General features: G+C 34.6%; 15 protein-coding genes, 3 pseudogenes and 3 other annotated features. Of the genes and pseudogenes, 10 read left to right on the top strand and 8 right to left on the bottom strand.

Features of this window, described 5'->3' with window-relative positions:
- The first annotated feature begins 53 nt into the window (after nucleotides 1-53).
- The 3 genes from MHH45_RS05350 to MHH45_RS05340 all read left to right on the top strand — a co-directional run bounded on the left by MHH45_RS05350 (nucleotide 54) and on the right by MHH45_RS05340 (nucleotide 3,154).
- Nucleotides 54-935, top strand: coding sequence for a methyltransferase domain-containing protein (locus MHH45_RS05350; RefSeq protein ID WP_016114667.1), 882 nt, complete (start codon nucleotides 54-56; stop codon nucleotides 933-935).
- A 280-nt stretch (nucleotides 936-1,215) separates the two neighbouring features.
- Nucleotides 1,216-2,043: a DegV family protein gene (locus MHH45_RS05345; protein ID WP_016114668.1), complete on the top strand. Its 828-nt coding sequence runs from the start codon at nucleotides 1,216-1,218 to the stop codon at nucleotides 2,041-2,043.
- 250 nt (nucleotides 2,044-2,293) lie between these two features.
- Nucleotides 2,294-3,154 (top strand): MBL fold metallo-hydrolase, encoded by an 861-nt coding sequence (locus tag MHH45_RS05340; protein ID WP_088093893.1) that lies wholly within the window; start codon nucleotides 2,294-2,296, stop codon nucleotides 3,152-3,154.
- A 93-nt stretch (nucleotides 3,155-3,247) separates the two neighbouring features.
- Here the strand turns inward: MHH45_RS05340 and MHH45_RS05335 are convergent, their stop codons facing one another.
- Nucleotides 3,248-4,165, bottom strand: coding sequence for an MFS transporter (locus MHH45_RS05335; protein ID WP_255255001.1), 918 nt, complete (start codon nucleotides 4,163-4,165; stop codon nucleotides 3,248-3,250).
- A gap of 150 nt (nucleotides 4,166-4,315) precedes the next feature.
- Between MHH45_RS05335 and MHH45_RS05330 the strand changes: the two are divergent.
- The 4 genes and pseudogenes from MHH45_RS05330 to MHH45_RS05315 all read left to right on the top strand — a co-directional run.
- Nucleotides 4,316-7,039, top strand: a pseudogene (locus MHH45_RS05330) (tetratricopeptide repeat protein); the annotation flags it as partial.
- A gap of 115 nt (nucleotides 7,040-7,154) precedes the next feature.
- Nucleotides 7,155-7,394: a binding site (T-box leader), on the top strand.
- A 54-nt stretch (nucleotides 7,395-7,448) separates the two neighbouring features.
- The gene (ileS, locus tag MHH45_RS05325; protein ID WP_016114673.1) at nucleotides 7,449-10,550 is read left to right on the top strand and encodes an isoleucine--tRNA ligase; all 3,102 of its coding nucleotides are present in this window, start codon (nucleotides 7,449-7,451) and stop codon (nucleotides 10,548-10,550) included.
- 493 nt (nucleotides 10,551-11,043) lie between these two features.
- Nucleotides 11,044-11,274, top strand: a complete 231-nt coding sequence (locus MHH45_RS05320) for a hypothetical protein (protein ID WP_016114674.1) — start codon at nucleotides 11,044-11,046, stop codon at nucleotides 11,272-11,274.
- Between the two features lie 177 nt (nucleotides 11,275-11,451).
- Nucleotides 11,452-11,700, top strand: a pseudogene (locus tag MHH45_RS05315) (sensor histidine kinase); the annotation flags it as partial.
- Between the two features lie 22 nt (nucleotides 11,701-11,722).
- Here the strand turns inward: MHH45_RS05315 and MHH45_RS05310 are convergent.
- Together MHH45_RS05310 and MHH45_RS05305 are read right to left on the bottom strand one after the other, a co-directional pair.
- A pseudogene (locus MHH45_RS05310) lies at nucleotides 11,723-12,253 on the bottom strand (DUF418 domain-containing protein); the annotation flags it as partial.
- Nucleotides 12,229-12,834 (bottom strand): TetR/AcrR family transcriptional regulator, encoded by a 606-nt coding sequence (locus tag MHH45_RS05305; RefSeq protein WP_016114675.1) that lies wholly within the window; start codon nucleotides 12,832-12,834, stop codon nucleotides 12,229-12,231. The gene MHH45_RS05305 and the pseudogene MHH45_RS05310, both read right to left, overlap by 25 nt.
- Before the next feature lie 389 nt (nucleotides 12,835-13,223).
- Between MHH45_RS05305 and MHH45_RS05300 the strand changes: the two genes are divergently transcribed.
- Nucleotides 13,224-14,735 (top strand): M36 family metallopeptidase, encoded by a 1,512-nt coding sequence (locus MHH45_RS05300; protein ID WP_016114676.1) that lies wholly within the window; start codon nucleotides 13,224-13,226, stop codon nucleotides 14,733-14,735.
- Nucleotides 14,736-14,855: 120 nt separating this feature from the next.
- Here the strand turns inward: MHH45_RS05300 and MHH45_RS05295 are convergent, their stop codons facing one another.
- Complete coding sequence (locus tag MHH45_RS05295; RefSeq protein WP_016114677.1) at nucleotides 14,856-16,349, bottom strand: NAD(P)/FAD-dependent oxidoreductase; 1,494 nt, start codon at nucleotides 16,347-16,349, stop codon at nucleotides 14,856-14,858.
- Between the two features lie 317 nt (nucleotides 16,350-16,666).
- On the bottom strand, nucleotides 16,667-17,146 hold the full coding sequence (locus MHH45_RS05290; RefSeq protein WP_016114678.1) for a hypothetical protein: 480 nt from the start codon (nucleotides 17,144-17,146) through the stop codon (nucleotides 16,667-16,669).
- A 270-nt stretch (nucleotides 17,147-17,416) separates the two neighbouring features.
- Nucleotides 17,417-17,628: a binding site (T-box leader), on the top strand.
- 105 nt (nucleotides 17,629-17,733) lie between these two features.
- Here MHH45_RS05290 and aspS point away from each other — a divergent pair.
- Nucleotides 17,734-19,032, top strand: a complete 1,299-nt coding sequence (aspS, locus tag MHH45_RS05285; RefSeq protein WP_016131363.1) for an aspartate--tRNA(Asn) ligase — start codon at nucleotides 17,734-17,736, stop codon at nucleotides 19,030-19,032.
- A gap of 474 nt (nucleotides 19,033-19,506) precedes the next feature.
- Nucleotides 19,507-19,756, top strand: a binding site (T-box leader).
- A gap of 117 nt (nucleotides 19,757-19,873) precedes the next feature.
- The gene (locus MHH45_RS05280; RefSeq protein WP_016131364.1) at nucleotides 19,874-21,214 is read left to right on the top strand and encodes a sodium-dependent transporter; all 1,341 of its coding nucleotides are present in this window, start codon (nucleotides 19,874-19,876) and stop codon (nucleotides 21,212-21,214) included.
- A gap of 105 nt (nucleotides 21,215-21,319) precedes the next feature.
- Here MHH45_RS05280 and MHH45_RS05275 read toward each other — a convergent pair whose 3' ends face one another.
- The 3 genes from MHH45_RS05275 to MHH45_RS05265 are packed head-to-tail and all read right to left on the bottom strand — an operon-like array spanning nucleotide 21,320 to nucleotide 23,894.
- Nucleotides 21,320-22,021, bottom strand: a complete 702-nt coding sequence (locus MHH45_RS05275) for a DUF4097 family beta strand repeat-containing protein (protein ID WP_016131365.1) — start codon at nucleotides 22,019-22,021, stop codon at nucleotides 21,320-21,322.
- Nucleotides 22,022-22,051: 30 nt separating this feature from the next.
- Nucleotides 22,052-22,984 (bottom strand): ABC transporter permease, encoded by a 933-nt coding sequence (locus tag MHH45_RS05270; protein ID WP_088093895.1) that lies wholly within the window; start codon nucleotides 22,982-22,984, stop codon nucleotides 22,052-22,054.
- The gene (locus MHH45_RS05265) at nucleotides 22,977-23,894 is read right to left on the bottom strand and encodes an ABC transporter ATP-binding protein (protein WP_088093896.1); all 918 of its coding nucleotides are present in this window, start codon (nucleotides 23,892-23,894) and stop codon (nucleotides 22,977-22,979) included. The genes MHH45_RS05270 and MHH45_RS05265 overlap by 8 nt, the downstream gene beginning before the upstream one ends.
- Between the last annotated feature and the right edge of the window lie 71 nt (nucleotides 23,895-23,965).

Raw genomic sequence — 23,965 nt, 5'->3', positions numbered from 1 at the left:
AAAGAAGGGAACGAAATCAGCACTTTCAATATAAACAGAAGGAGGTAGCTCAATTGAAAGAGTATGATTGGGATAATAAGTTGGAGTATTTGAGAAATACAAGGGATCTATATTATAACGATGATTATCTAAGTTTTTTGGTGAATTCAGTTTGGAAAATCTCTAAACCAGTTCATATTGTTGACTATGGTTGTGGATATGGTTATTTAGGTCTGAAACTATTACCTCTGTTACCAATAGGGTCTAGATATACAGGAATTGATAAGGGGAAGAAACTAATTAATAAAGCAAGAGAGTTATTCCGAATTCTTCCATATGAAGCAGACTTTCTTGAGGCAGATGTTACTGAAATTGAATTAGAAAGTAAGTATGATATAGCAGTATGTCATGCTTTTTTAATACATATGAACGATCCAAAGACAATGTTACAAAAAATGATAGACTCGGTCGTTGATGAAGGTAATATCATATGCTTTGAACCACATTGGATTTCGAATATGTCTTCGTATAGTCTTAACAATCTAGAGCAATCAGAAATTGTTCAGATTGGTGTTCTTCAAAAATTATTTGAAAAAGATGCAAAGCGAAATGGTAAAGATGGAAACATCGGTATTAAATTACCAACATATCTAAGTGAGCTAGGGGTAGAAAATATTGAGTGTAGAGTTAGTGATAAGATTAATTTTCTTAATGTTAATGAGGATCAAAGAGATAAACAGCAATTGTATCAATCACTCAAGGAAGAGGGAATCGGTAATACTCCTGCTGAAAAAGAAGAATTCATTGAACGTTTAGTAAACCGAGGATTGGCATATAATGAAGCGATGGCGCAATACGAAGCAGAATTACAACTCTCTAAAGAATTCACTATAGATTCTTCTTTAGTATATGCTCCAAGTATGAAAATTACTTTTGGCATAGTGAAAAGCAAGTAATGTAAATAAAGAAATGAGTTAGGACTTCTAACGCTGTATACATGTTAGAAGTCTTATTTTTTTAGTTTGATAGTATTTTCTAAAAGAAAATATGTCAAAATCGTGTACGAATGAAAATAGATTCGAAATTAATTTTGAAAACCTTGCTTAAATCACCCATCTCCTATGGAAAAACAGAGATAGTCTTGTTATGATAACAAGCATAGTCCTTTTTTATAACTCGAATAGATAGAATTGCGGGAAAAGTTAGAGAAAAGGACACGCACAAGGGAGGAACAACATGAAGCGTGTTGCTTGGTTTACTGATAGTACAACTGCAAACTTTACAACAAGTACAGATAATTTTGTTATACCGATTGAAATTGTTATTAATGGAACGGCTTACAAAGACTGTGAAGAAGGTGTTCGTGAACGTGTCTACGATGCATTAAAACAGGGTATAACTGTAACTACGTCACAACCTAATTTTGGAGATATGGTTGCACTCTTCTCTAAATGTAAAGAAGAATATGAAGAGGGATTTGCAATCACAATTAGTGGAAAAGTAAGTGGCACTTATCAAAATATGATACTTGCAGCAGAAATGGCAGGATTTCCTCTAGTTGTAATAGATAGTGAAACAACGAGTTATCCAATGGATGAAATTTTAACAAAAGCGCAAACGTTATACCGTAAGGGTATGACTTTACAAGATATACAAAAGACAATACAACATGTGGAACGTAGTCCTTATTATGTATTTCCAAAGGATTTGAAAGGTCTATATGCAAGTGGACGTGTGAAAGGTGTACAATTTATACTAGGCAGTCTACTAAGTGTAAACCTAATTCTAGAAGTAAAACATGGCGAACTTGTGTTGGAGAAGAAAGTTCGTAAAATACAAAAATGTAAAGAATATATGCGAAGCGAACTTGAAAAAGAAATACCGAAAGTAGTCCATGTTTTCCATGCGAATGATGAAGAAGGGGCAGAAGAATGGATTGCTGATTTCAGAGCAGTATTTCCTGAAATGAAGTTTTTAATTTACCCACTTCCTATATCTTTTGCTGTTCATGCAGGTGCTGGAACAATTGCGATTAGCTTTTCGAAAGGAAAAAACCGTGAATAATTCACGGTTTTTTTGATGCTTTCGTTTTTAGTTTTATGTAAATGGAAATAATTCAGAGAATAAGAGATGAAATGTTTTAGTAATAAGTATAGGATGAATTTGTATTCATATAACGAAAAACACGCTATTCTTTTTATAGAAGTATACAGAAAAGATGGTGTTTTTATAAATCTATTAAATTCTGATAAGCTACAATTATTTTCTAAAGAATTAGAGCAACATATGTCACCATATAAAGGAGAATAGGAACTTGCAAAAAATCGAAAGAATATCAAATCGGATTTTATACTTACCACCGTATCAAGAAACGGATCGACCAATTTTAGCAGCAGTTACAGGAGCAAAAAAGACATTATTAATTGATGCTGGAAACTCACCTAAACATGCTAATTTATTTCTTAAACAATTAGAAGAAGTACATATTAAAGGCGACTTTCTTGTTCTCACTCACTCAGATTGGGATCATGTATTCGGGATGAGCGCAATAGATATACCAATGATTGCTCATTATAAAACTCACGAAAAAATTAAAAGGCTTCAGAATTTATCATGGGAAGATAAATACTTGGATCAGCGCGTTAAAGAAGGAATAGAAATTCCATTTTGTGCGGAAGCAATAAAGAAAGAGTTGGGTCATCAGAGAGAGGTGTTTCTTCCAATACCTGATATTACATTTGATAAACAAATGTCTATTAATTTAGGAGAAGTAACTGTTGTAATTGAACATGTGGGTGGCGATCACGCTGATGATTGTACTGTTATTTATATTCCTGAAGAAAAAGTTCTTTTTCTAGGGGATTGCATGTACGCAAATCTCTACTCAAAAAAATGGAGTTATACCATTAAAAATACCTTGCAGCTAGTTAAGCAGCTTGAAAAATATGACGCAGACATTTTTTTCTTATCTCATCACGATAAGCCCGTTTATAAAGAGGAATTCCAATTGAAAATTAATTTTTTAAAAGATACAGCATTTCTGACGGGAAAATATAAGGGGAATGAAAAAGCCATTATTAAAGAGCTTGCAAAGGGGCTGCAAAGAAAATTAAATGCTGAAGAAATTGAAACTATCAATTTTTTTGTTAATGGATACTGTATAGAAAGATTTTAATAGAAAGCATGTTAAAAAGCCCAGGAATTTTTGTTTCTGGGCTTTGTTTCTTTACTTGTTTATTAAAGTGTTGTATCTTTTCATGGCTATAACCTAATTTTGTTTTTTCATTTTCCACAAAAACAAGCACAGATAACATAAAAGAAGAACACTGAATATGTAGAAAGTATTTGTTAATCCAAATAAATCGGATAAACTTCCGCTAAGCATCGGTCCGAAAAACATACCAATTGAGTAGGCTGTATTATAGATTGTAAAAAGTATTCCATATGCATGAACTCCATTTTTGTCTGCGAGATATGTAAGTTCTGGTAAAGCAGGTGCGAGTAAAAGGCTAAAACTAATTCCAAGGATAGCAAGTACAAATATTTCAAGGGCGGTATGAGAAACAATCACTGTAAATGGGAAACATAAAGCAGCCAAAGCTATGCCTACTGCCATCGTTTGTTTTCTGCCAATTTTAGTTGAAAGTGTGCCAATGATTGGTGCGGTAAATCCATATGCGAGAGTTGGAACGGCAAATAGGAGTCCGATTGTCCCAGGGCTAAGGTGTAAGGTGTCTTGTAAGTAGAGAGGAAGAGTTGGCTCTAAAGCGCTAGGTAAGGCCGATCCTAGAATAATAATACCGATCATAATAAATAGGGAACGCATATTCAAGATAGATCGATAGCTAATTCGTTGGTTTGAGCTGGATGTTGGTTCATTATGAAGTAATGTTATTCGTAATATACCATCAATGAGTGCAATACTGGCAGCTATAATAAAGGGAAGATGATACCCTCCCCATTGATAAAGTGCCCCGCCGATTGTTGGACCAAGGAGCATCCCAGCTGCTTGTCCCGATAAAGCGAGACCCATGGCCTTTCCGCGTTCTTGCAGAGGGAACACATCTGCTAGAAGTGCTAATCCAGCTGTCCATGTTGCCGCTGCAGATATACCTTGTAGCATTCTTGCGAGTACGAGCAACCAGAAACTATTTGCAAGTCCGAATAATAGAGTCGCTTTTCTTATTTTTAAACAATAATTTAAATAATATTGCCTATTTTCAAGATTTATATAAGATTTTTATTGAATACATGATATAAGCTGTGTAGAATCTAAGCAAGTAGATAAGAATACTACTTACCGATAGAATTAAAAATAATTACTTGAGGTGAATACATGTTAGAATTTAGGCGATTAGAGATGTGTTTGAAGGAGAAACGATTTGTAGATGGATTACAGGATGTAAATAACGAAATTGCACATATAAAAGAAACCAATACGTTCTCCTATGTGAAGGCGTGGCTTTCTTCGATTTCAGGGCATGAAGAATTTGATACGCTAATCCGTCTTACAGATGAAGGGCTTATGCATCAATATAGTGCCTTCCTAATTCGCTATTCATATAAAAAATTTCCAAATATGAGAACGCTCTCTTTATATTGTGATGAGCTAATTGATGACCGAAAAGTACTTGATGCTGAAAAGTTATTAAAAGATGCTTTGGACGATATAAAGGCAGAACAAATAGATTCTGATATTTTATCAAAAGCCTACTTTACATTAGTAAGATGCCTTTTAGAAATGAAACGAAATGAAGAAGCATTCCAATATATGAAAAAAGCTGAGAGTTATAGTACACGTCCAGTCTTTGGTAAATGGGGCTATTTTTATATACAAATAGGAGAATGGAAGGAAGCGGAGCACTCACTTTTAGCTGGGATGGAACATAAGGAAAATGAAGAACTAGCGGTTTATTTATTATCACAGCTATATGCATATAAAGGTGAACAGAAACGAGCATTGCAATTGATTAATGATGCGATAGATCAGTTTCCGCAAGTACCGTATTTTTATTTCGAAAAGGTGAAACATTTACTAGATTTACAGTGTTATGAGGAAATGTTAACTGTAATAGATAAAATCGATCAGATATTACCGTACCATTCGTATAAAGCCTATTTTACATATTTACGTGCAGAAGCATTGTATAAAATGAATAAGAACGAGGAGTTACTTGCTCTATTAAAAACGGAAGTATGTTTAAAGGAGTCACTATATCATAATATAGAAAAATACCCGAATGGGAAAAAAGTAAGATTACCATTAGTACCAATCGTACAAAAAGATAATTATTGTGTTCCAGCGAGCTTGGAAATGATGCTTCGCTTATGGGGAGAAAGTCGTACACAAGATGAAGTCGCAAATCATATATTTGATGTAACAGGATCGAAATTTTCAGATACGGTTACTTATTTAGAAGAATTGGGCTATGTTTGTCGTTATTTCAAGGGGAACGAAAAGAACTATAAATCATTACTCGATCAAAATATTCCGGTTTTATTAAGTATAGATATTGAACATGCATCCCATGTTCAAGTTCTTTCTGGATATGATGATCAGTTACAATCTTTTTTTGTTCAAGATCCTAATTTCTTGGAACCGCTTTTTGTTGAATATGAGAAGTTACAGGAAAGATATCGCTACACCGATGGTTTATCTATCGTATTTGTTCCTAAGGAGAAAAAGGAACAATTGTCATTTTTAGTAGAAGAGGAAGATGTATACTTCCGAAAGCTATTCTCTCTGACAGATCATTTAGAAGAACAGGATAAAAAAGGGATTGAAAAACTCGTATCATTTTTGCAAGAGACAAGTGAAAATCCTTACACGTGGTTATACACAATCAAACATATGGATGTTGAAGTAAATCAGGAATTTATTCTTTTTTGTGCGGAAAGGTTAATAGAAAGATATCCAGGTTCAGACTTTGTTAAGTTGCATAGTGCACAATGCTTTATCCGTATTCAAGATATGGAGCGGGCTAGTGATATCTTGCGAAGTGTCAAGAAAAAGAATAATCAATCATTGTATCATTTTATACATGGGCGTTATTGTTTAGAGGAAGAAGAGTATAAAGAAGCAATTTCTAGTTTCCATTCATCGCTACAATTAGATGCCGATCAGCCAATCGCATGGAGTTTTCTAGCATTATCATATATGTATATAGATCAGTCTGAACAGGGATTAAAAATGTCAAAAATTGCATTGCAACGTCATCCTGACAGGTTTGTTCTTGTAAATCATGGTTTGATTTTAATGGATTTAGGGCGTTATGAGGAAGCGTATGAGGTGTTTAATGATTTATTGAAAGAATATAAGTATGAAGCACATATATGGTATGAAAGAGCCAAATGTGCGCATCAAATGGAGAAATTGCATTTAGCAATCAAAGGACTTCGCATCGCAATTCAATTAGACAAAACGGTACCATATTCATATGTGAAACTCTCGGAAATATATGAATCAGATCTAGAAGATAAGAAGAGTGCAGAAGAAATTTTATCGCAGGGCATCGAAAATTGTGAAGAATCATCATCATTATATACTCGATTAGGGGATTTGCATTTTCAACATGATGAATTTGAAGAAGCTGAAAAAATATATAAACGTGCTTTAGAAGAGAATAATAGGGACGTTTATTCTCATTTTGGTTTAGTTCAAATTTATATGGCAAAAGGACAGTATAATGATGCAAAGCATTATATTTTCAGTATGGAAAAGAAATTTGAACAAAATGATGAGTTTCTAATGAATGCAGGGATGGTATTATGGGATGCTGAAATTGAATTAGGGGCTAATGAAGAACAATTAAAGATAGCGTTGTCGAAGTTGGAAGATGGTATTCGCTGCTTGAAAAATAATATAGCAAATATTTTAGAAGAGTATGTAAATAGAATTGAAGGAACACTATTTATACAACGCGGGATAGCATTTTTAAGAAAACTAGAAAAAGAAAGAGCGGATATTACCGAGTATGGCTGTTATGCTGGTATTTTATATGAATCTCTTGGACAATACGATCAAGCAATCAAGCAATCAAGCAATCAAGCAATAAAGCAATAGCAAACTTTTGCGATGTATAAAATTCGAAAAACGGGCCGAAAATAAAAATATATTTTCTAATTGTTTGACAATTATCTGTTTCATGGAATAAAATAACTGTTAATAAAAGTATACAAATCTGAAGACGAGAAAGAGTAAAATATTGTACTGTTCCCCAGAGAGCCGGTGCCATGCTGAAAGCCGGTGTACAGACTTTATTTGAAAATCATCTCCGAGGAGCCGTGGCTGAATAAAGTAAGCTCGGACGGATGTCTACCGTTACAAAGAACGCGTATGTTAGTACGTTGCTAAGTGCTATTAGTTAAGATGCTAATAGAATTAGGGTGGTAACGCGGGTAAACCCGTCCCTATTTATAGGGACGGGTTTTTTGTGTGCTTTTACAAATTTTCAAAGGAGTGATTGTAAATGGAGAAGGTAAATGTAAAAGAATCAGCTGTAGGGAGAGAAACACGAATTCGCAAGCAGTGGAATAAGCAGAATATCTTTGAACAATCCATTCGAAATCGTGAAGGCGCACAATCTTTCGTTTTTTATGAGGGGCCACCAACTGCAAATGGACTGCCGCACGTGGGGCATGCGCTCGGACGGACGATTAAAGATTTAGTAGCGAGATATAAAACAATGACTGGATATAAAGTACTTCGAAAAGCTGGCTGGGATACACACGGATTACCCGTAGAATTAGGAGTTGAAAAACAGCTTGGTATCTCTGGTAAACATGAGATTGAAGAATACGGAATTGAACCATTTATTCAAAAATGTAAGGAAAGTGTATTTACGTATGAGAAGCAGTGGCGTGAATTTACTGAGAGCATCGGATATTGGGTCGATATGGATGACCCGTACGTAACGTTGGAGAATCCTTATATCGAAAGTGTATGGCATATTCTTGGAACGATTCATGAAAAAGGGCTGCTATATAAAGGACACCGAGTTTCACCATACTGTCCAAGTTGTCAAACATCACTTAGTTCACATGAAGTAGCGCAAGGATATAAAACAGTAAAAGATTTAAGTGCAACGGTAAAGTTTAAAGTATTGAATAGTCAAAATGAATACTTTCTTGGATGGACAACAACGCCATGGACTCTTCCAGCCAATGTAGCACTTGCTGTACATCCGAATATGGAATATGTGAAAGCAGAGAAAGACGGGGCCGTTTATGTTGTTGCAAAAGAGCGAGCAAGCAATGTATTAAAAGAAGATTATCAAGTATTGTCTATCCATAAAGGAGAAGAATTAGTAGGTACTTCATATGCAGCACCATTTCCTATGAATGAAGTTACGAATGGCTATCGTGTTATTTCGGCAGACTTTGTTACGGGAGATAGTGGTACGGGGCTTGTTCATATCGCGCCAGCGTATGGAGAAGATGATTATAAAGTTGTACAGAATCAAGGATTATCATTCCTTCATGTTGTGGATGAACAAGGTAAGTATACGGAAGCTGTTCCATTTTTACAAGGGAAGTTTGTGAAAGAATGTGATGTTGATATTGTTCGTTATTTAGCGCAGGAAGGCTTGCTATACTCTAAAGAAAAATATGAACATAGTTATCCGCATTGCTGGCGCTGTGATTCACCACTCTTGTATTATGCTGGAGAAAGCTGGCTCATTCGGACAACTGAGATCAAAGAGACTTTCTTAAAGAATAATAATACAGTCACATGGTATCCAGATCATATGAAACATGGGCGATTTGGAAAGTTTTTAGAGAATATGGTGGACTGGAATATTAGCCGAAAACGATACTGGGGAACACCGTTAAACGTATGGGAATGCAAAAACTGTGATCATCAATTTGCACCGAAGAGCATCGATGAATTGAGAAAACATAGCGTAGGGCATACAGCAGAAAATTTGGAACTGCATAAACCGTATGTAGATGAAGTGAAGGTATGCTGTGAAAAATGCGGTAGTTCGATGACTCGTACGCCAGAAGTAATCGATGTTTGGTTTGATAGCGGTTCGATGCCATTTGCACAGTATCATTATCCGTTTGAAAATAAAGAGCTTTTTGAGGAACAATTTCCAGCTGATGTAATCGCTGAAGGTGTCGATCAAACGCGTGGTTGGTTTTATAGTTTATTAGCAGTAGCGGCTTTATATACCGGAAAAGTACCATACAAACGTGTATTATCTCTTGGGCATGTGTTAGATGAACAAGGACAGAAAATGTCTAAAAGTAAAGGGAATGCATTAGATCCAGTAGAATTAGTCGAGAAATTTGGTGCAGATGCATTAAGATGGGCACTTCTTGTTGATAGTGCACCTTGGAATGCAAAGCGTTTTTCTGAAAGAACTGTGCAAGAGGCGAAGTCAAAACTTGTAGATACACTTGTGAATGTATATAGCTTCTATGTTTTATATACAAACTTAGATAAATACAACCCAAAAGAAAAGTATGAGGTCAAGCGGACGAAATTAGATGAGTGGGTATTATCACGTCTTCATAGTACAGTGAAACAAGTAAGAAATGCATTAGACGAGTATCAATTTACAAATGCAGCGCGTGAAATTGCGGTTCTTGTAGATGAGGTTAGTAACTGGTATGTAAGACGTTCGCGCAATCGTTTTTGGGAGTCTGGCATGAATCCTGAAAAGGCAGCTGCATATGAAACGCTTCATGAAGTGCTTGTTACGCTTAGTAAATTACTTGCTCCGTTTACTCCATTTGTCGCGGAAGATATTCATCTTAACTTAGAAGGAAATAGTGTTCATTTAACAGATTATCCAACAGCGGATGAAAAGCTTATTCAAACCAAGTTAGAGCAAGAAATGAATGCCGTTTTACAAGTTGTTGAGCTGGGACGTAGCAACCGAAATCAGCATGGATTAAAAGTGAAGCAACCATTAGCAGAGCTTGTATTACTTGAGCACCATGAGCAGAAAGTGGACTGGGAATCCTATCGTGATATTGTTATGGATGAACTGAATGTAAAAGCATTTCATGTAGAATTAGATGAAACACAGTATACATCGTACCAATTAAAGCTCGATTTTAAGACTGCAGGACCGAAGTTCGGGAAGAACGTTAACGCTGTAAATCAATGGCTAAAACAATTATCGCAAGAAGAAGTACAAAACTTTGTTTCGACTGAAAAAGCATTGTGTAAGCTTGTATCTGGGGAAGAAGTTGTTGTAACGCTTGAAGATGTATTAGTAGAACAAGTACCCAAAGTAGGGTTTTCTAATACTACAAATGGACAATATACGGTAATGTTAGATACGAATGTGACAGATGAACTATTACAAGAAGGAGTGGCGCGAGAATTTATTCGAGCTGTTCAAGAGTATCGAAAACAATTGAATTTACCAGTTAATTTACGAGTAGATGTTATTTTGGATACAGAGGATGAATTACAAAACACTCTAACAAAGCATAAAGATTTATTAGAAGAAAATTTATTAGTAAAACAATTTACGTTTAAAGCATTGTCACAAGAAGATGATGAAATTTCGTTAGGTGAGAAAAAGGTTCGTATTAAACTGAGTCCAGCTAGCTAAATAAAAAATAGGATATAGATGGAAAGTTCGGATTTTTTACAAAAGTAACTTGAGAATGGATCGTAAAAAACTACAAGAATCCCTGCGGAATGTCGAGCAGGGATTCAGGGGTAAAGAGGGCTATTTGTATTTGTCGAAACATGTCGTTTTCAACAAGTTAATATTACCACCAATTTTCAGAAACTCATCATGTTAAATGTGTCTGAATTGTATATAAACTGTGTATAAATTTAAACAAAAAGGCTATTTTAATCAGAACCGAGGGGTATAAATGAAACATACTAAATCAAAACTTCATTTGAGTAGAAAGGGAGAATAGATATGGAGTATAGAATGATGTTCACCGAAACAAAAGTATATGGAGGAATTATAGAAGCCCTTAAATAATTCATACAGATACGTAATCAAGTGTTCGTAAAGGTATAAGCTTACATAAAATAGAAATACTATCGTTGTGTATGGTAAGCATTTCATTATACAGGAGAGATGTTGTATGACTACTAATAAGCGAAATGATTCAGAAAAGGAATTTGAACCTTCAATAATTAACTTAAATGATGAGTTAAATATAATTGATAATGGGGTTACAGAGAGAGTAGACGCTTATCAAAATTTGCAAGCTGAAGATACAGTTACACTTTTTTGGGGAGATGAATGGAATATAGAAGAAGCTGAGAAGAAAAAGATGCATTGTAATCGAGCAAATGACGTTAAACAATATTAATTAATATCGTGACTTAACATCATGGAACATCTGTCAGTCAATCATACAGAAACGATTTTAGGAATGTTATGAATAAAGAAACTGATGATTTCCTCAGACAAAAAAAAGCATCTCATTACTATTGAGATGCTTATTCAAATCAAGCATGAATTAACTATTATTATTTAAAAGAAATATAACGATTTATTTGATCATTCAAAGTTAGAAAGTGGACAAGGAGATTTTCATCCAAGTTTAACACATGTGGACAGATTTCTGTTAAGAGGTATTAGAAGCTCATTCGGTCTTATTAGCGAACAAACGTATCGAATTAAAAGTGCAAGTCTCCGATACATTACCTCAACTTTGGATTATGCCATGTGAAAAATAGTACGTGTTATCAGTAATTTATTACATAATGTTATTCGTCATTTCCTTATATGTGGAAAAAGGGTGATAAATTAATAACTTATCCAGTGATCTTTCTCATAACCCACTCTATAGGTCCTCTAGAAAATTTATTTCTCCATAAACCACTAAATAATATACTAAAAATGAAGAAACAGATAGCGAATATTAATACGAAAGATAAAGATTGATTTTCAAGTCTGTTTAAAAGGATCAATGTTCCGATGCCTAAAATGACGTGACTTACATAATGAGTTAAAGTTAATTGTCCGGTTTTAACGATGGTCCCAATAAACCAATTTGTTTCATGCCTTTCAATAATAAATAAGCAAAGGATCAAGATTATTAAAGAAGATCCGGTGGCAGATAAGATGTATAAAATGTTTGGTAAAATAGGTCCTGTATTAAATAAAAAGGTAGAAGCTTCTTTTCCGATATGGGGGATAAAAAAGTAAGTCAATGCTTTTGATAAGAATTCAGCAGTTAATGTAATGGTTAGACTGAATATTAATAGTTTTTTTCTAATTTTATGATCATGAAGATCCATTCGTCCAATCAACATACCAACTAAGAAGAACGAGAACCATGGGAAACACGTCCTTTAAATATGCTGTGCACAGCTTCAACCCATATTTGTTTATAGTCCATATTCGTATCAAACATCATGAAATTCCCTATATTATCAAGTACCAATGCAAGCATATGAGCTTTGGCTGTCAGATTATCATCCTCAATAAGCTGCAATGAATTTGCTTTAGTAAGAAGTGCTTCAAATCCCTTTAAATATTCTCTTTGTATGGAAAGGAGCCGTTCATTGTAATTGTTATTTCTAGATGCAAGTAACAAGTATTCTTGTAGGACACGGTTAAAATAAGGATCTTTATCTTGTTCATCGATTATGTTTACACCAATTTCAATACATTTTTCAATGAAATTGCTCTTTGTAAATTCATCAGTCTTAAAGAAGGTTGAAAATGGAACTGCTTGACATAGTTCATCAAATAAACCTTCAATTAATGCATCTTTAGATTTAAAGTAATAATAAATAGATGGTTTTGCGATTCCGACTTCCTCGGCAATCATTGTGTATGTGGTCTTAGCGATTCCATACTCCGCAAATAAACGATAACTTGCCTCGATTATTGCAGAAAGGGTTTCCTCACTTTTACTCATAATTGAGCCTCCTAACATGTAAGATTATATTCAGAATAGCATTCATTAAAATGTTTTTCAACCTATCGTTAGGTAAAAAATAGCCCGTTTTTTAATCCCGCTTAACGAGCAGTAAGATCCTCACCTCAAAATTCAGCAAAAGCAAAGAAGTTAGGCGTGGGATCAACTACCCGTAAAAGACCGTTGGATTACGTATGATTAATAATTAAATATTATAACCTTCTACTAATAGTGAGTTATATCTTTCGAAAGTATTTATCATTTTGATACACAAATATTGAGAAAATATTACGTTATCTATTAATTTAAAAAAGAGAAAGGTAATATAATAAGCCTTATAGAATTACTCGTACATTCAAAATTTATTAAGAGAGTGGAGAGTGGTTCTAATGTTCAAAAAAAGAGTAGTGGCAATCGCTACAGCAATACCATTAGTGTTAGGCACAATATCTACTACTGCTTCAGCGGTAGAAGAGAAACAAGTAAAGATAGACCGGTATTCTCCTCAAGGAAAAGCAGTCGAATATTTAAAAGCGAATGCCGCGCAATATTCATTAAAGCCAGATCTATCAGACCTACAGTATATTTCAACTACTGATACACAGGTAGCATCATATGTTAGATTTCAACAAGTAGTAAATGGTTCCCCCGTATTTTCAAGACAGGTAACCGTTACACTAAATGGAACTGGACAAGGAATGCTTGCCGTTTCTGATTATCAACCTGTTCAAAATGTGAAAGAAATAAAGCAAAAAATTAGTGAAAAAGATGCAGAGCAAAAATCAAAGGCATATGTTGGTGGAGAAAGTGAACAAAATTTATGGGCTCCAACGATGAAAGAATTTGGCTATATGATTGAAGAGGGAGTTGCCATTCCTGTATACCGAGTTGTAGTTCACTCTAATCAACCATTTGGTGCATGGGAAACATTCATTGACGCTGAAAATGGAAAGCTACTAAAAAAGGTAGATATAAACCGTAAAGCGGAGGGAACAGGCAAAGTATTCTTGCCTAATCCTGTCGTAACAAGCGGCAGTGTAACAGGGTTAAAGGATAATAATGATGCAGATTCAGCGGCATTAAATAATCAATTAAAAACAGTTACTTTAAAAGGTTTAAATGGAACGGGCTTTTTAGTTGGAGATTATGTCACAATTTCTTCAAAGGCAAAAACAAAATCTTCAACTCTTCAATTTAATTACACACGTTCAAATGATAGTTTTGAAGATGTAATGGCATATTATCATATTGATACTTTACAACGTTACATTCAACAAATAGGATTTAAGAACATTAACAATCGTTCTATTAAAGTAAATGTGAACGGAACGAGAGATGATAATTCTTTCTACTCTCCGTCAACGAAAGATTTAACATTCGGAACTGGTGGAGTAGATGATGCTGAGGATGCGGGAATCATCGCACATGAATATGGGCATTCGATTCAAGATAATCAAGTTCCGGGTTTTGGTAGTTCTCCAGAAGGTGGGGCGATGGGAGAAGGATTTGGAGATTTCTTAGGTGCAACTTATGAAGATGCTACATCAACTACAGGATATGGAAAAGCATGTGTAGGAGAATGGGATGCGACTTCTTATTCAAGTTCAAACCCAACATGTTTGCGTCGATTAGATAATAATAAGGTGTACCCAAGAGATGTGCAAAATGAAGTACATGCAGACGGAGAAATTTGGTCCCAAGGAGAGTATGAAATGGCACAATCCTTTGGCCGTGATGTAGCCACAAAAATCATTTTACAATCGCACTGGTCATTAACGCCAAATGCTAAATTCCGTGATGGGGCAAAAGCGATTAAACAAGCAGATGCTCTTCTATATGGTGGGCAACATGCAGCGGAAATTGATCGGATTTGGGCGGCAAGAGGAATCAGTACAAATTAAGAATATGAATAAGAATGAAAACCCGACATAATTGATGATATGTCGGGTTTTCATTTTTTATTTGTACCTACTATCAAAAATGTAAATTTAACTTTCTATTAATTTAGGAGCTTTACAGGTTTATTGATTTACTGACGCAAAGGCTGTTTGAGAGAAATTAGGTACAATTTGATTTAATACTTCTTCTAATGATTGATTATAGGTTAGTAAAAGTTCATCGAGGAAGTGCTGCCCTTCATTAGATGAAGTGAGAATGGTCTTTACTAGTTGTGGATCAAATATAGTATGTGGTGAGATTGCTAATGAGTTTACTGCCCAATACATTCCGTATAATTTGAAATCACGTTCGGTTGTGGCATATTTAAGAAATAAATCCATATATTTTTGGCCAAAAGAAATCCCTTTTAATTGTTGTGAACTCACATATTCTATACCTTTCCACTGCAAATCGGTAGCGCAATTGAGCCACCAAGCTGGTTCGATTACATCCTGCATTTTTTTGAGAACTCTTTGTTCAAAAAAAGGAGTAGGATTATTTTGTTGTTCTTGCAAGCAGGACTCGAGTACTTCTACTTCAATTGCAGCAACGGTCATTCCTTGACCGAAAATTGGATCGTAAATACAGAATGCGTCTCCCAAAACTAACAATCCCGAGGGCCATCGATTCATTTGTTCAAAGTGATGACGAAACAGTTCTGGGACACGATAACTCCGGGGAGAGGATATCGGTTCAAATTCGTGCAAAATTTCGCCAATTATCGGACTTGGGAGCTGGGAAATAGCCTGTTCAAACTCTTCAGAATTTGTAGGAGGATAATGTCCACCTGGACTATAGAGTAATACCTCGGCAATATTATTTTCAATAAAGGAAAAGACGCCTGTAAAAGTTCCGTTAGTGGGCTGCCCTGCAATATTGATTGTGTCCCATTTTTCTGTGAGATGTAGTAGGTGGGAGGGAACCTTATAGCGGCGAGTACTATATCCAAGGGAGACTTTCAAGCGATCTGAATCTGGCACATCATAACCCTGATCTTGAAGCCAATTTACGAGTTTAGAGGAACGACCACTAACATCAACTATCAAATCAGCATTTAGTGTTCGTACTTGTTCAGATTTTCCGCGTTCTGAGACTTGGACGCCTGTAACAGTTGTTTGATCAATCGTCATTAATAAACCAATTACGTTATGATTTGTGAGAAAACTAATATTAGAAATTTTTTGTACTTGTTTACGAAGTGTCCATTCAAGCAAAGCTCTACTGAATTTGACATCATTCCGTGGATATTGCATTTCTATCGTACCGTATTGATTCATGTTATGGATGGTTTTGTTTAGTACTGAGGGTGCACCTTGTGCTACTAAATCATTTTCATAGCCTGGAAAGAGTCGTTCTGTAATTAACTTACCACGCTGGGTAAAACGATGTGGATGGAAGGCTTGTGGAGTGCCAGAGCGATTGTTAGGTCTTTCTGGAAAAGCATCTTTATCGACTATAAGCACTTCTTTATAGTAGGTAGAAAGTACTCTTGCAGTTAGTAATCCTCCAATACCGCCCCCAATGATAACCACTAGCTCTGTTTTTCCTGTTGTTAGTGCATAATTGGTATGAGTCATAATCGTAAACCTCCACTTATAAGATGAATTTTAATCAGTATTTTTTCATTACATACTGGTTATTAGTGATTGACTTTGATTTTTCCTGCATGCTAAATCGAATACTATGCATTAAGGTCATTTGATGGAGCCATGCTGAGAAGTTGAAAGGTAGTTAGAGTTTTAAAGGAAAAAAGAATGATACAAAAAAGCGTCATTCTTTCCTAATATTTTTTAGAAAGAACAACGCAATTTTACATTTAATATATTTGTTTTATGAGTTTGAAGATACAGATATGATTATTGCAAGGAATCTTTTCTAATCTAGTAGAAGAATTTTATTTTTGAGATCCCTTAAAAACAAAATGTTCTTTAAACTTTCTTCCCTCAACTTTTTGACCATTTCGCATTGCACGGAAAGGATGTTCTTGCCATGTAATCATGACATCTACTTCGCTTGTTTTTACGGAAACAGGAAAATTCGCATGTTCAAACCCTGTTTTCCCACTTGCTAATCGAGCTTCTTTTAAAGAAAATAGTTCATATTTTGTTTCCGTGTTTGATTCATTTCGGAATACTTCTACTTGGACGTTATATACTTCATCTTTTCCGATATTTTGTACTGAGAAGTGATACGTGTGAAAAACACCTTTTTTAGGTGGTAACATGTTTTTGTCTGTTTTCTTTACTTCGTCAATATTGACTTTCCATTGTTTTGAATTCTGTGAGATGGGTAATGATTGTGGGGAATAAGCGTATGCTTGATTTGTCATTATCGTGCATAATAGTAAGAGTAAGAAACTTATAATTTTTCTCATGTATAGACCTCCAGAAGAAATTTACTAATAATATGCCTAGGAAAACAAATTGCTATGTAATGAAATAGTTTCTTTCTGAGTGGGAGGGGAAGTCATGATGCAAAAGAACTTGAAGAATTGGCAAACTAAACTGATGTTGTTTTAGTGAAAGGTTCGCGAGGAATGACATTAGAAGAAATTGTTTCAGAATGGACTTGAGATTGAAATCAGAAAATAAAGAAAAAACATCTTGCATTTTCTCTCTTAAAGGAATAGAATACTCTGTAAATATAAAAAGTGATGAATAGGAAAAGTACATCATGTAAGGGTCTACAGAGAGCAATCGACTGCTGAAAAGATTGCGATACCGCATGATGGAAAGACACCTGTGAGCGTTGCTTTGAACGTGAAGATTAGTAAAAGCAAACGGTACCTACCGTTATCAGGTTTAAGATGGTCAGTATGACAATTTGGGTGGTACCGCGGAAAAATCCGTCCCTATTTATAGGGGCGGATTTTTGTATTCTTTGAAAGGAGGTGAGTGGCCGTGGATGATGATGATGACAACAATCATGCAAATAAATATGAGAACATGGGAGGGAAAAATAATGGACCAAACAATGAAGCGGTCACTCGTTTGTGAATGTAAAACAGCTAGTAAAAAGGTGGTCTTACTACAAGGTTGGGTGAAAAAAATTCGTCATTTGGGGAATATCAGTTTTTTATTATTACGTGACCGAACAGGTGTTATTCAATGCGTGTTAGAAAAAGAATTAGCGGGATATAAAGTAGACGTAGAAAGTGTTGTTCAAATTATTGGTGAAATTGTGGAAACCACAAAAACAGAATTAGGTGTGGAACTGCTTGTAGAAGAAGTAAAAGTGTTAAATACTTCTGAGCCACTTCCTTTTGAAGTGAATAAAAGAAAGTTACAAGTTGGTTTAGATCAAATGTTAAATGAGCGCGTCATATCGCTTCGGCATGAACGGATACAAGCCATTTTTACGATTCAATCTACGCTCGTACAGGCATTTAGTGATTTTTTAATAGAGAACGATTTCACACGTGTATTTACACCGGAAATTGTTTCGCAAGGAGCAGAAGGGGGAGCAAATGTTTTTAAGCTTCCATATTTCCAAAAAGAAGCGTATTTAGCTCAATCTCCACAGTTTTATAAACAAATGATGGTCGCAGGTGGATTGGAACGTGTTTTTGAAATTGCCCCTGTTTATCGTGCTGAACATCATAACTCTTCCCGTCATTTGAATGAATATATATCACTCGATGTAGAAATCGGTTTTATTGAAGATTTTTATGAAGTGATGGAATTAGAAAAGGATGTTCTACATTATATGTTTGAAAAGGTAGAACAAAAGTGTGAAAAAGAATTACAGCTATTGCAAGTTACGGTTCCTATCATTACGGAAATTCCAAAGGTTACACTGGCAGAGGCGCAGCGTATTTTGAAAACAAAGTATCGAAAAGGATCACCGGTAGGGGATTTAGATACAGAAGGTGAAAAGTTACTTGGAAAATATGTGAAGGAAACATACGGTAGTGATTTTGTCTTTATCACACATTATCCGAAAGAAGCAAGGCCGATGTATACGATGCCGAATAAAGAAAATCAAGCTGTTACGGACTCTTTTGACTTATTGTATAAAGGATTAGAGATTACATCAGGTGCGCAGCGAATTCATGAGTACGATATGTTACTTACTTCTTTTAAAGAAAAAAGATTACATTATGAAAAATTCCAGTCATATATCGATACATTCCGGTATGGTTGTCCGCCGCATGGGGGATTTGGAATTGGACTTGAAAGACTTGTATATAAGTTTCTAGAATTATCGAATGTTCGGGAAGCAGGTGCATTTCCAAGAGATTGTACGCGTCTCATACCATAAAGTGAAAAGAATCTTCGCGCTTGTTGCGAAGATTCTTTTTTAGTGATAGAGGCGACTAGGAAAGCGCCGATCATAATTGGTAATGTATGTAGATAAGAATCAAGTAAATATGGAAATAAGTCAAGGTCAGGTGATTGAAAGTTAGAACTAACTTTGTAAGTTATTTTAGTGGGATTAAATAAAGAAGAGATGACGTTTAGTATTGAGTCTACGTATTGACTCATATTAAATTGTAATAATGGCGGGGGCTCCATTCCTTGTATAGTTAATGGTTTTTGAGATACTCCTAAAAATAATTTTGGTAAGCCACAAATAGAAATAATGCCAATGATAATGAAAATAGATCGAATGATAAAGAAACATATTTTTTTAAAAAACCTCTTTTTCGACAAAAAAATAAATAACTTACTTGACAGTCATAAATATAACCGATATAATTCGTAGTAATTTCAAAAGAAATTATATTCAGAATATTAGAGTGCGTTGAATAGGAGTAGTAAGGTCATGTGTTTGTAAAGAGAGCTATGGGTTGGTGTGACATAGTCAAATGACATCCTGAACTCGCCTAGGAGCAGTAAGGTGGAACAGAAGTCTAATTCTTAGTAAATCTTAACGGTTAACCTTCGATAACAGGTTTGTAATCAAACGATTACTGCTAAGGTGGATTCATAATGGAATCAATAAGGGTGGTACCGCGTTAAGTAAATGGCTTAGCGTCTCTTTATATAAAGAGATGCTGGGCCATTTTTTATTATATATAGGAAGAAATGGAGGTTTTATTTGGATTGGTCAATAATATTTATTTATTAATATAAAAAGATGTAATTAGGAGGAAAATAGGATGAAACAGACGGAGCAGTGGACTTCGAAATTAGGTTTTATAATGGCTGCAGCAGGATCGGCAATTGGACTTGGGGCAATATGGAAGTTTCCTTATATTGCTGGAAAGAGCGGGGGAGGAGCATTCTTTTTAATCTTTATATTGTTTACGGTATTAATAGGTCTTCCGTTATTGATAGCTGAATTTATGATAGGGCGCAGTACACAAAAGCAAGCAATTGGAGCATTTAAAAGTATCGCACCAAATACAGGCTGGCATTGGATTGGACGTCTTGGCGTTGGAACCTGTTTTATTTTGTTATCATTTTATAGTGTTGTTGGTGGTTGGGTATTAATCTATTTATTCAGAGGGATAACTGGGCAACTGATTATACCGCAGCAAAATTATAGTTCACTATTTACAGAAACAATTGGGGATCCAGTTTGGGCAATTGTTGGCCATTTTGCTTTTATGTTTATTACGATTTGGGTTGTATCAAAAGGGGTACAAAACGGAATCGAAAAAGCGAGTAAATATATGTTACCAGCATTGTTCATTTTATTTGTTGCTCTTATTGTACGCTCTTTAACACTTGATGATGCGATGAAAGGAGTCAAATTCTTCTTACAGCCGGATTTCTCAAAAATCACATCAGAAAGTATTTTGTTTGCAATGGGGCAATCATTCTTTGCTATTAGCATTGGGATATCCATCATGGTCACGTATAGTTCTTATTTAAATAAAAAAGAAAGTTTGCCACGTTCAGCGGTAACAATTGTTGGACTAAACTTATTTGTTTCTTTATTCGCTGGTCTAGCTATTTTCCCAGCAGTATTTTCACTAGGAATGAAACCGACAGAAGGACCAGGGTTACTATTTATTGTGTTACCTTCAGTTTTTAGTCAAATTCCATTTGGTAGCTTTTTCTTAACAGTATTTCTTGCACTATTCACATTTGCAACATTAACATCTGCGTTTTCACTACTTGAAACGGTTGTTTCAGCACTAGCGAATGGACAGCAAGAAAGAAGAAAGAAATTGTCATGGATCATTGGATTTTTAATTTTCTTAGTTGGTATCCCATCTGCACTTTCATTTGGTGTATGGAATGATATTACAATCTTCGGTAAAAATATTTTTGATGCGGTAGACTTTTTATCTAGTAATATTTTAATGCCACTTGGAGCTTTGTTTATTAGTATTTTCGTCTCATTTAAAATGGAGAAAAAGGTATTAGAAGCAGAATTTTTTGTTGGCGGTAATTACGGGAAAGCATTATTCACTTGCTGGGCATTCTTGCTTCGATATGTTGCGCCGATCGCAATTGTCATTGTCTTTTTGAATGTGATTGGGATTATTTAAATATAGATGATTGAATATTTAGAAATTATCTAACGTATTTAAGAAAAAACCAACCGAATTATTAAAAAATGCGGTTGGTTTTTATCCTGTATAAGTAAATCAATTTTATTTATTAAAAGTTATTTTCCCTGTAACATTATGTACTTTTATTTTATCGCTTTTTGCACCTAAGATGGTAACATTCTTTTCGATATTATTGATATCGGCTGAACCATCACCAATTTTGGCTCTTATAGATCCTTTTATATCTTTAATAGCGACTTTGCCGTTGTTATTATCAAGATTAATGTCAGACTTTGTATGCACAATATCTACATTTCCATCTCTATTTGTTACACTGACAGTTCCATTAACGTTGGAAATGTCAATATTACCGTTGACATTAAGTATATTTATATCTGAATCGAGGTTAGAGACTCTGATATCGCCGTCTCTATGAGTTTTTTTAAATTCAACTTTTATGTTTTTAGGTAATGATAGTTTGACATCAACCCAAGTTTCGCTATTGCTAAAAAATTGTCCATCAAAAGAAGTGTTTAAAGTTGCAATTCCATTTTTGGCTGAAAGATCTAGTTTTAATTTATCCATGCTGATACCTTTAGCCTTTGCAGTAATAGAAGCTTCTATTTTATCTGATTTAAGGTTTGTTGAAATATGGATATTACCGTTACGGTTATCTAGTTTTAAAGTTTTAACATCAGTAGTGGGTAGCTCTAGTTGTTGTTCCATTGTTTCACCTTCGGAATTTGAACAACCAGTAAGTATAAGAGTTATTAATATACAGAATTTAATCCATCTTTTTTTCAATGTATTTTCCTCCAGTCTTTAATAAAAAATTTAAGCGACATCTTTTTTTACGAATATGGGGTATGCAATTCCATGCATGATGAATATATGAATTAAGATAAATAGTATAGAAAAACTGAAAGTCATGCCTTCTACAGGGGGATTCTCATATACGAAACTTGATAAATCCGTATGAGAGAAGATGAAATATTTTGTCCAGCTGAAACCTTTTAATGAGATACTCATGACAAAACCCGCAATTGCTACTAAAAGAGAAAATACGATAGAGAATGTAGTGCTTTTAAACGTCGCTGAAATCATAAATGCTAAAGTTGCAACAATAATTAAGTAAGGCATCTTAAATAATAAGCTACCAATTAGTGCCTGAAGGACGCTTGTTTTTTGAACGGCATGATCTTTGACAAATAAGTATTCACCATTTATTCCATCAAAGCCTAAAAGAATGCCACTAAATAGAATGGAAAGAAGGAACGTTATTACGATTAAGAAAAATCCAAATAATAAAGTAGAAATATATTTAGAAAAGTATATTTGTGTGCGAGTAGCGGTTCGTGTTAATAAAAATTTAATTGTACCGGATTGAAATTCACTTGCAACAATTTCACCAGCTATTATGAGTGTAAGAATGGAGAGAGCTATTAAAAAATTTGTACTTTGTCCAATCGTAAAGAACCATGCATTGTTTGTTGGCTTTATATTACTGTCAATGTAATAATTATTTAGTAAAAGTTTTTTTTCATTTTCTATTTTTTCAATAGGTAATTTTAGAGATTCTTTTTCAACTTGAAGTAATGCATTTTCTTCAATAAGAGATATCTTCCAGTCATCCCCATAATTAACTTGGCTGGAAAGCTTTACGTTTAGGAATTGAATGAAAATAAATACAACTATAACACCTACCATAATCCAAGTTCTTTTTCGTTTGAAAATTTTCATATTTTCATTTTTTATTAGATTAATCATTGTGCACTCCATCTCCAGTCATTTCAATAAATTTGTCTTCTAAAGTTGTTTTAATGGTTTGAACACCATAAACATTCACTCCATTTTTGGCTAATGTATCGCAAATTGCAGGTATATGTTCTTTACTTATTTTGATCGTAAGGACATTTTGATTTGTTATGATTTCTTCACCTATTACTAATTTTTGTAAGAGTGGGATTGCTAAGTCTGTCCGATCTACTTCAAATTGTACAGATTGTATCTGTTCTTTTGTAATATCCTTTATATCATGTATACCAATTAGATTTCCTTTGTCTAAAATAGCGATGCGATCACACATCATTTCCATTTCGGCCATTAGATGGCTTGAAACAACAATTGCTACATTTTCGTCTGCGGCTAGTTGCTTTAAATGAAGTCTTAAATCACGAATGCCTTGAGGGTCCAGCCCATTAGTAGGTTCATCTAAAATGAGAAGGGAAGGTTTGTGAACTAAAGCGATTGCAAGAGCAAGCCGTTGTTTCATCCCGAGAGAAAAAGTGGAAACTTTATTATGAATACTTTTTTCTAACCCAACTAAAGAAATAACTACATCTAAACGTTCTTTAGGAACATTCGGTGTCATTCTAGAGAAGTGAAGGAGGTTATCATAGCCAGATAAAAAGTTGTATAAATCAGGATTCTCAACAATCACTCCAACATGTTTCATAGCTTCTTTAAAGTCTTTGCTTGTGTCTTTTTTGTTAATTGTGACTGTTCCACTGGTTTTAGAGATCAAGCCAACAATCATTTTAATTGTAGTTGTTTTTCCAGCGCCATTTGGGCCTAGAAGACCAAGAATTTCTCCTTTTTGAGCATCAAATGATATTCGATTAACAAGTGTGCACTTTCCAATTTTCTTAGTTAAGTTCTGTACTTTTAAAATACACATATTTTGTTCACTCCCTTAATATTAGTGATACCTTTCGGCTACTAACATAGCAAAAAGAATGTAATATAAGG

It is taken from the genome of Bacillus sp. FSL K6-0042 (assembly GCF_038006685.1).
Lineage (GTDB): Bacteria > Bacillota > Bacilli > Bacillales > Bacillaceae_G > Bacillus_A > Bacillus_A pseudomycoides.
The sequence above is the reverse complement of the archived record's forward strand: the minus strand, read 5'-3'. Positions and strand labels throughout refer to the sequence as shown.

Excerpts from the sequence above, each read along its gene's own strand:
- aspS (WP_016131363.1), top strand. The coding sequence starts at position 17,734 with ATGGACCAAACAATGAAGCGGTCACTCGTTTGTGAATGTAAAACAGCT.
- MHH45_RS05270 (WP_088093895.1), bottom strand. The coding sequence starts at position 22,984 with ATGATTAATCTAATAAAAAATGAAAATATGAAAATTTTCAAACGAAAA.
- MHH45_RS05305 (WP_016114675.1), bottom strand. The coding sequence starts at position 12,834 with ATGAGTAAAAGTGAGGAAACCCTTTCTGCAATAATCGAGGCAAGTTAT.
- MHH45_RS05280 (WP_016131364.1), top strand. The coding sequence starts at position 19,874 with ATGAAACAGACGGAGCAGTGGACTTCGAAATTAGGTTTTATAATGGCT.
- MHH45_RS05290 (WP_016114678.1), bottom strand. The coding sequence starts at position 17,146 with ATGAGAAAAATTATAAGTTTCTTACTCTTACTATTATGCACGATAATG.
- MHH45_RS05345 (WP_016114668.1), top strand. The coding sequence starts at position 1,216 with ATGAAGCGTGTTGCTTGGTTTACTGATAGTACAACTGCAAACTTTACA.
- MHH45_RS05295 (WP_016114677.1), bottom strand. The coding sequence starts at position 16,349 with ATGACTCATACCAATTATGCACTAACAACAGGAAAAACAGAGCTAGTG.
- ileS (WP_016114673.1), top strand. The coding sequence starts at position 7,449 with ATGGAGAAGGTAAATGTAAAAGAATCAGCTGTAGGGAGAGAAACACGA.
- MHH45_RS05320 (WP_016114674.1), top strand. The coding sequence starts at position 11,044 with ATGACTACTAATAAGCGAAATGATTCAGAAAAGGAATTTGAACCTTCA.
- MHH45_RS05300 (WP_016114676.1), top strand. The coding sequence starts at position 13,224 with ATGTTCAAAAAAAGAGTAGTGGCAATCGCTACAGCAATACCATTAGTG.
- MHH45_RS05265 (WP_088093896.1), bottom strand. The coding sequence starts at position 23,894 with ATGTGTATTTTAAAAGTACAGAACTTAACTAAGAAAATTGGAAAGTGC.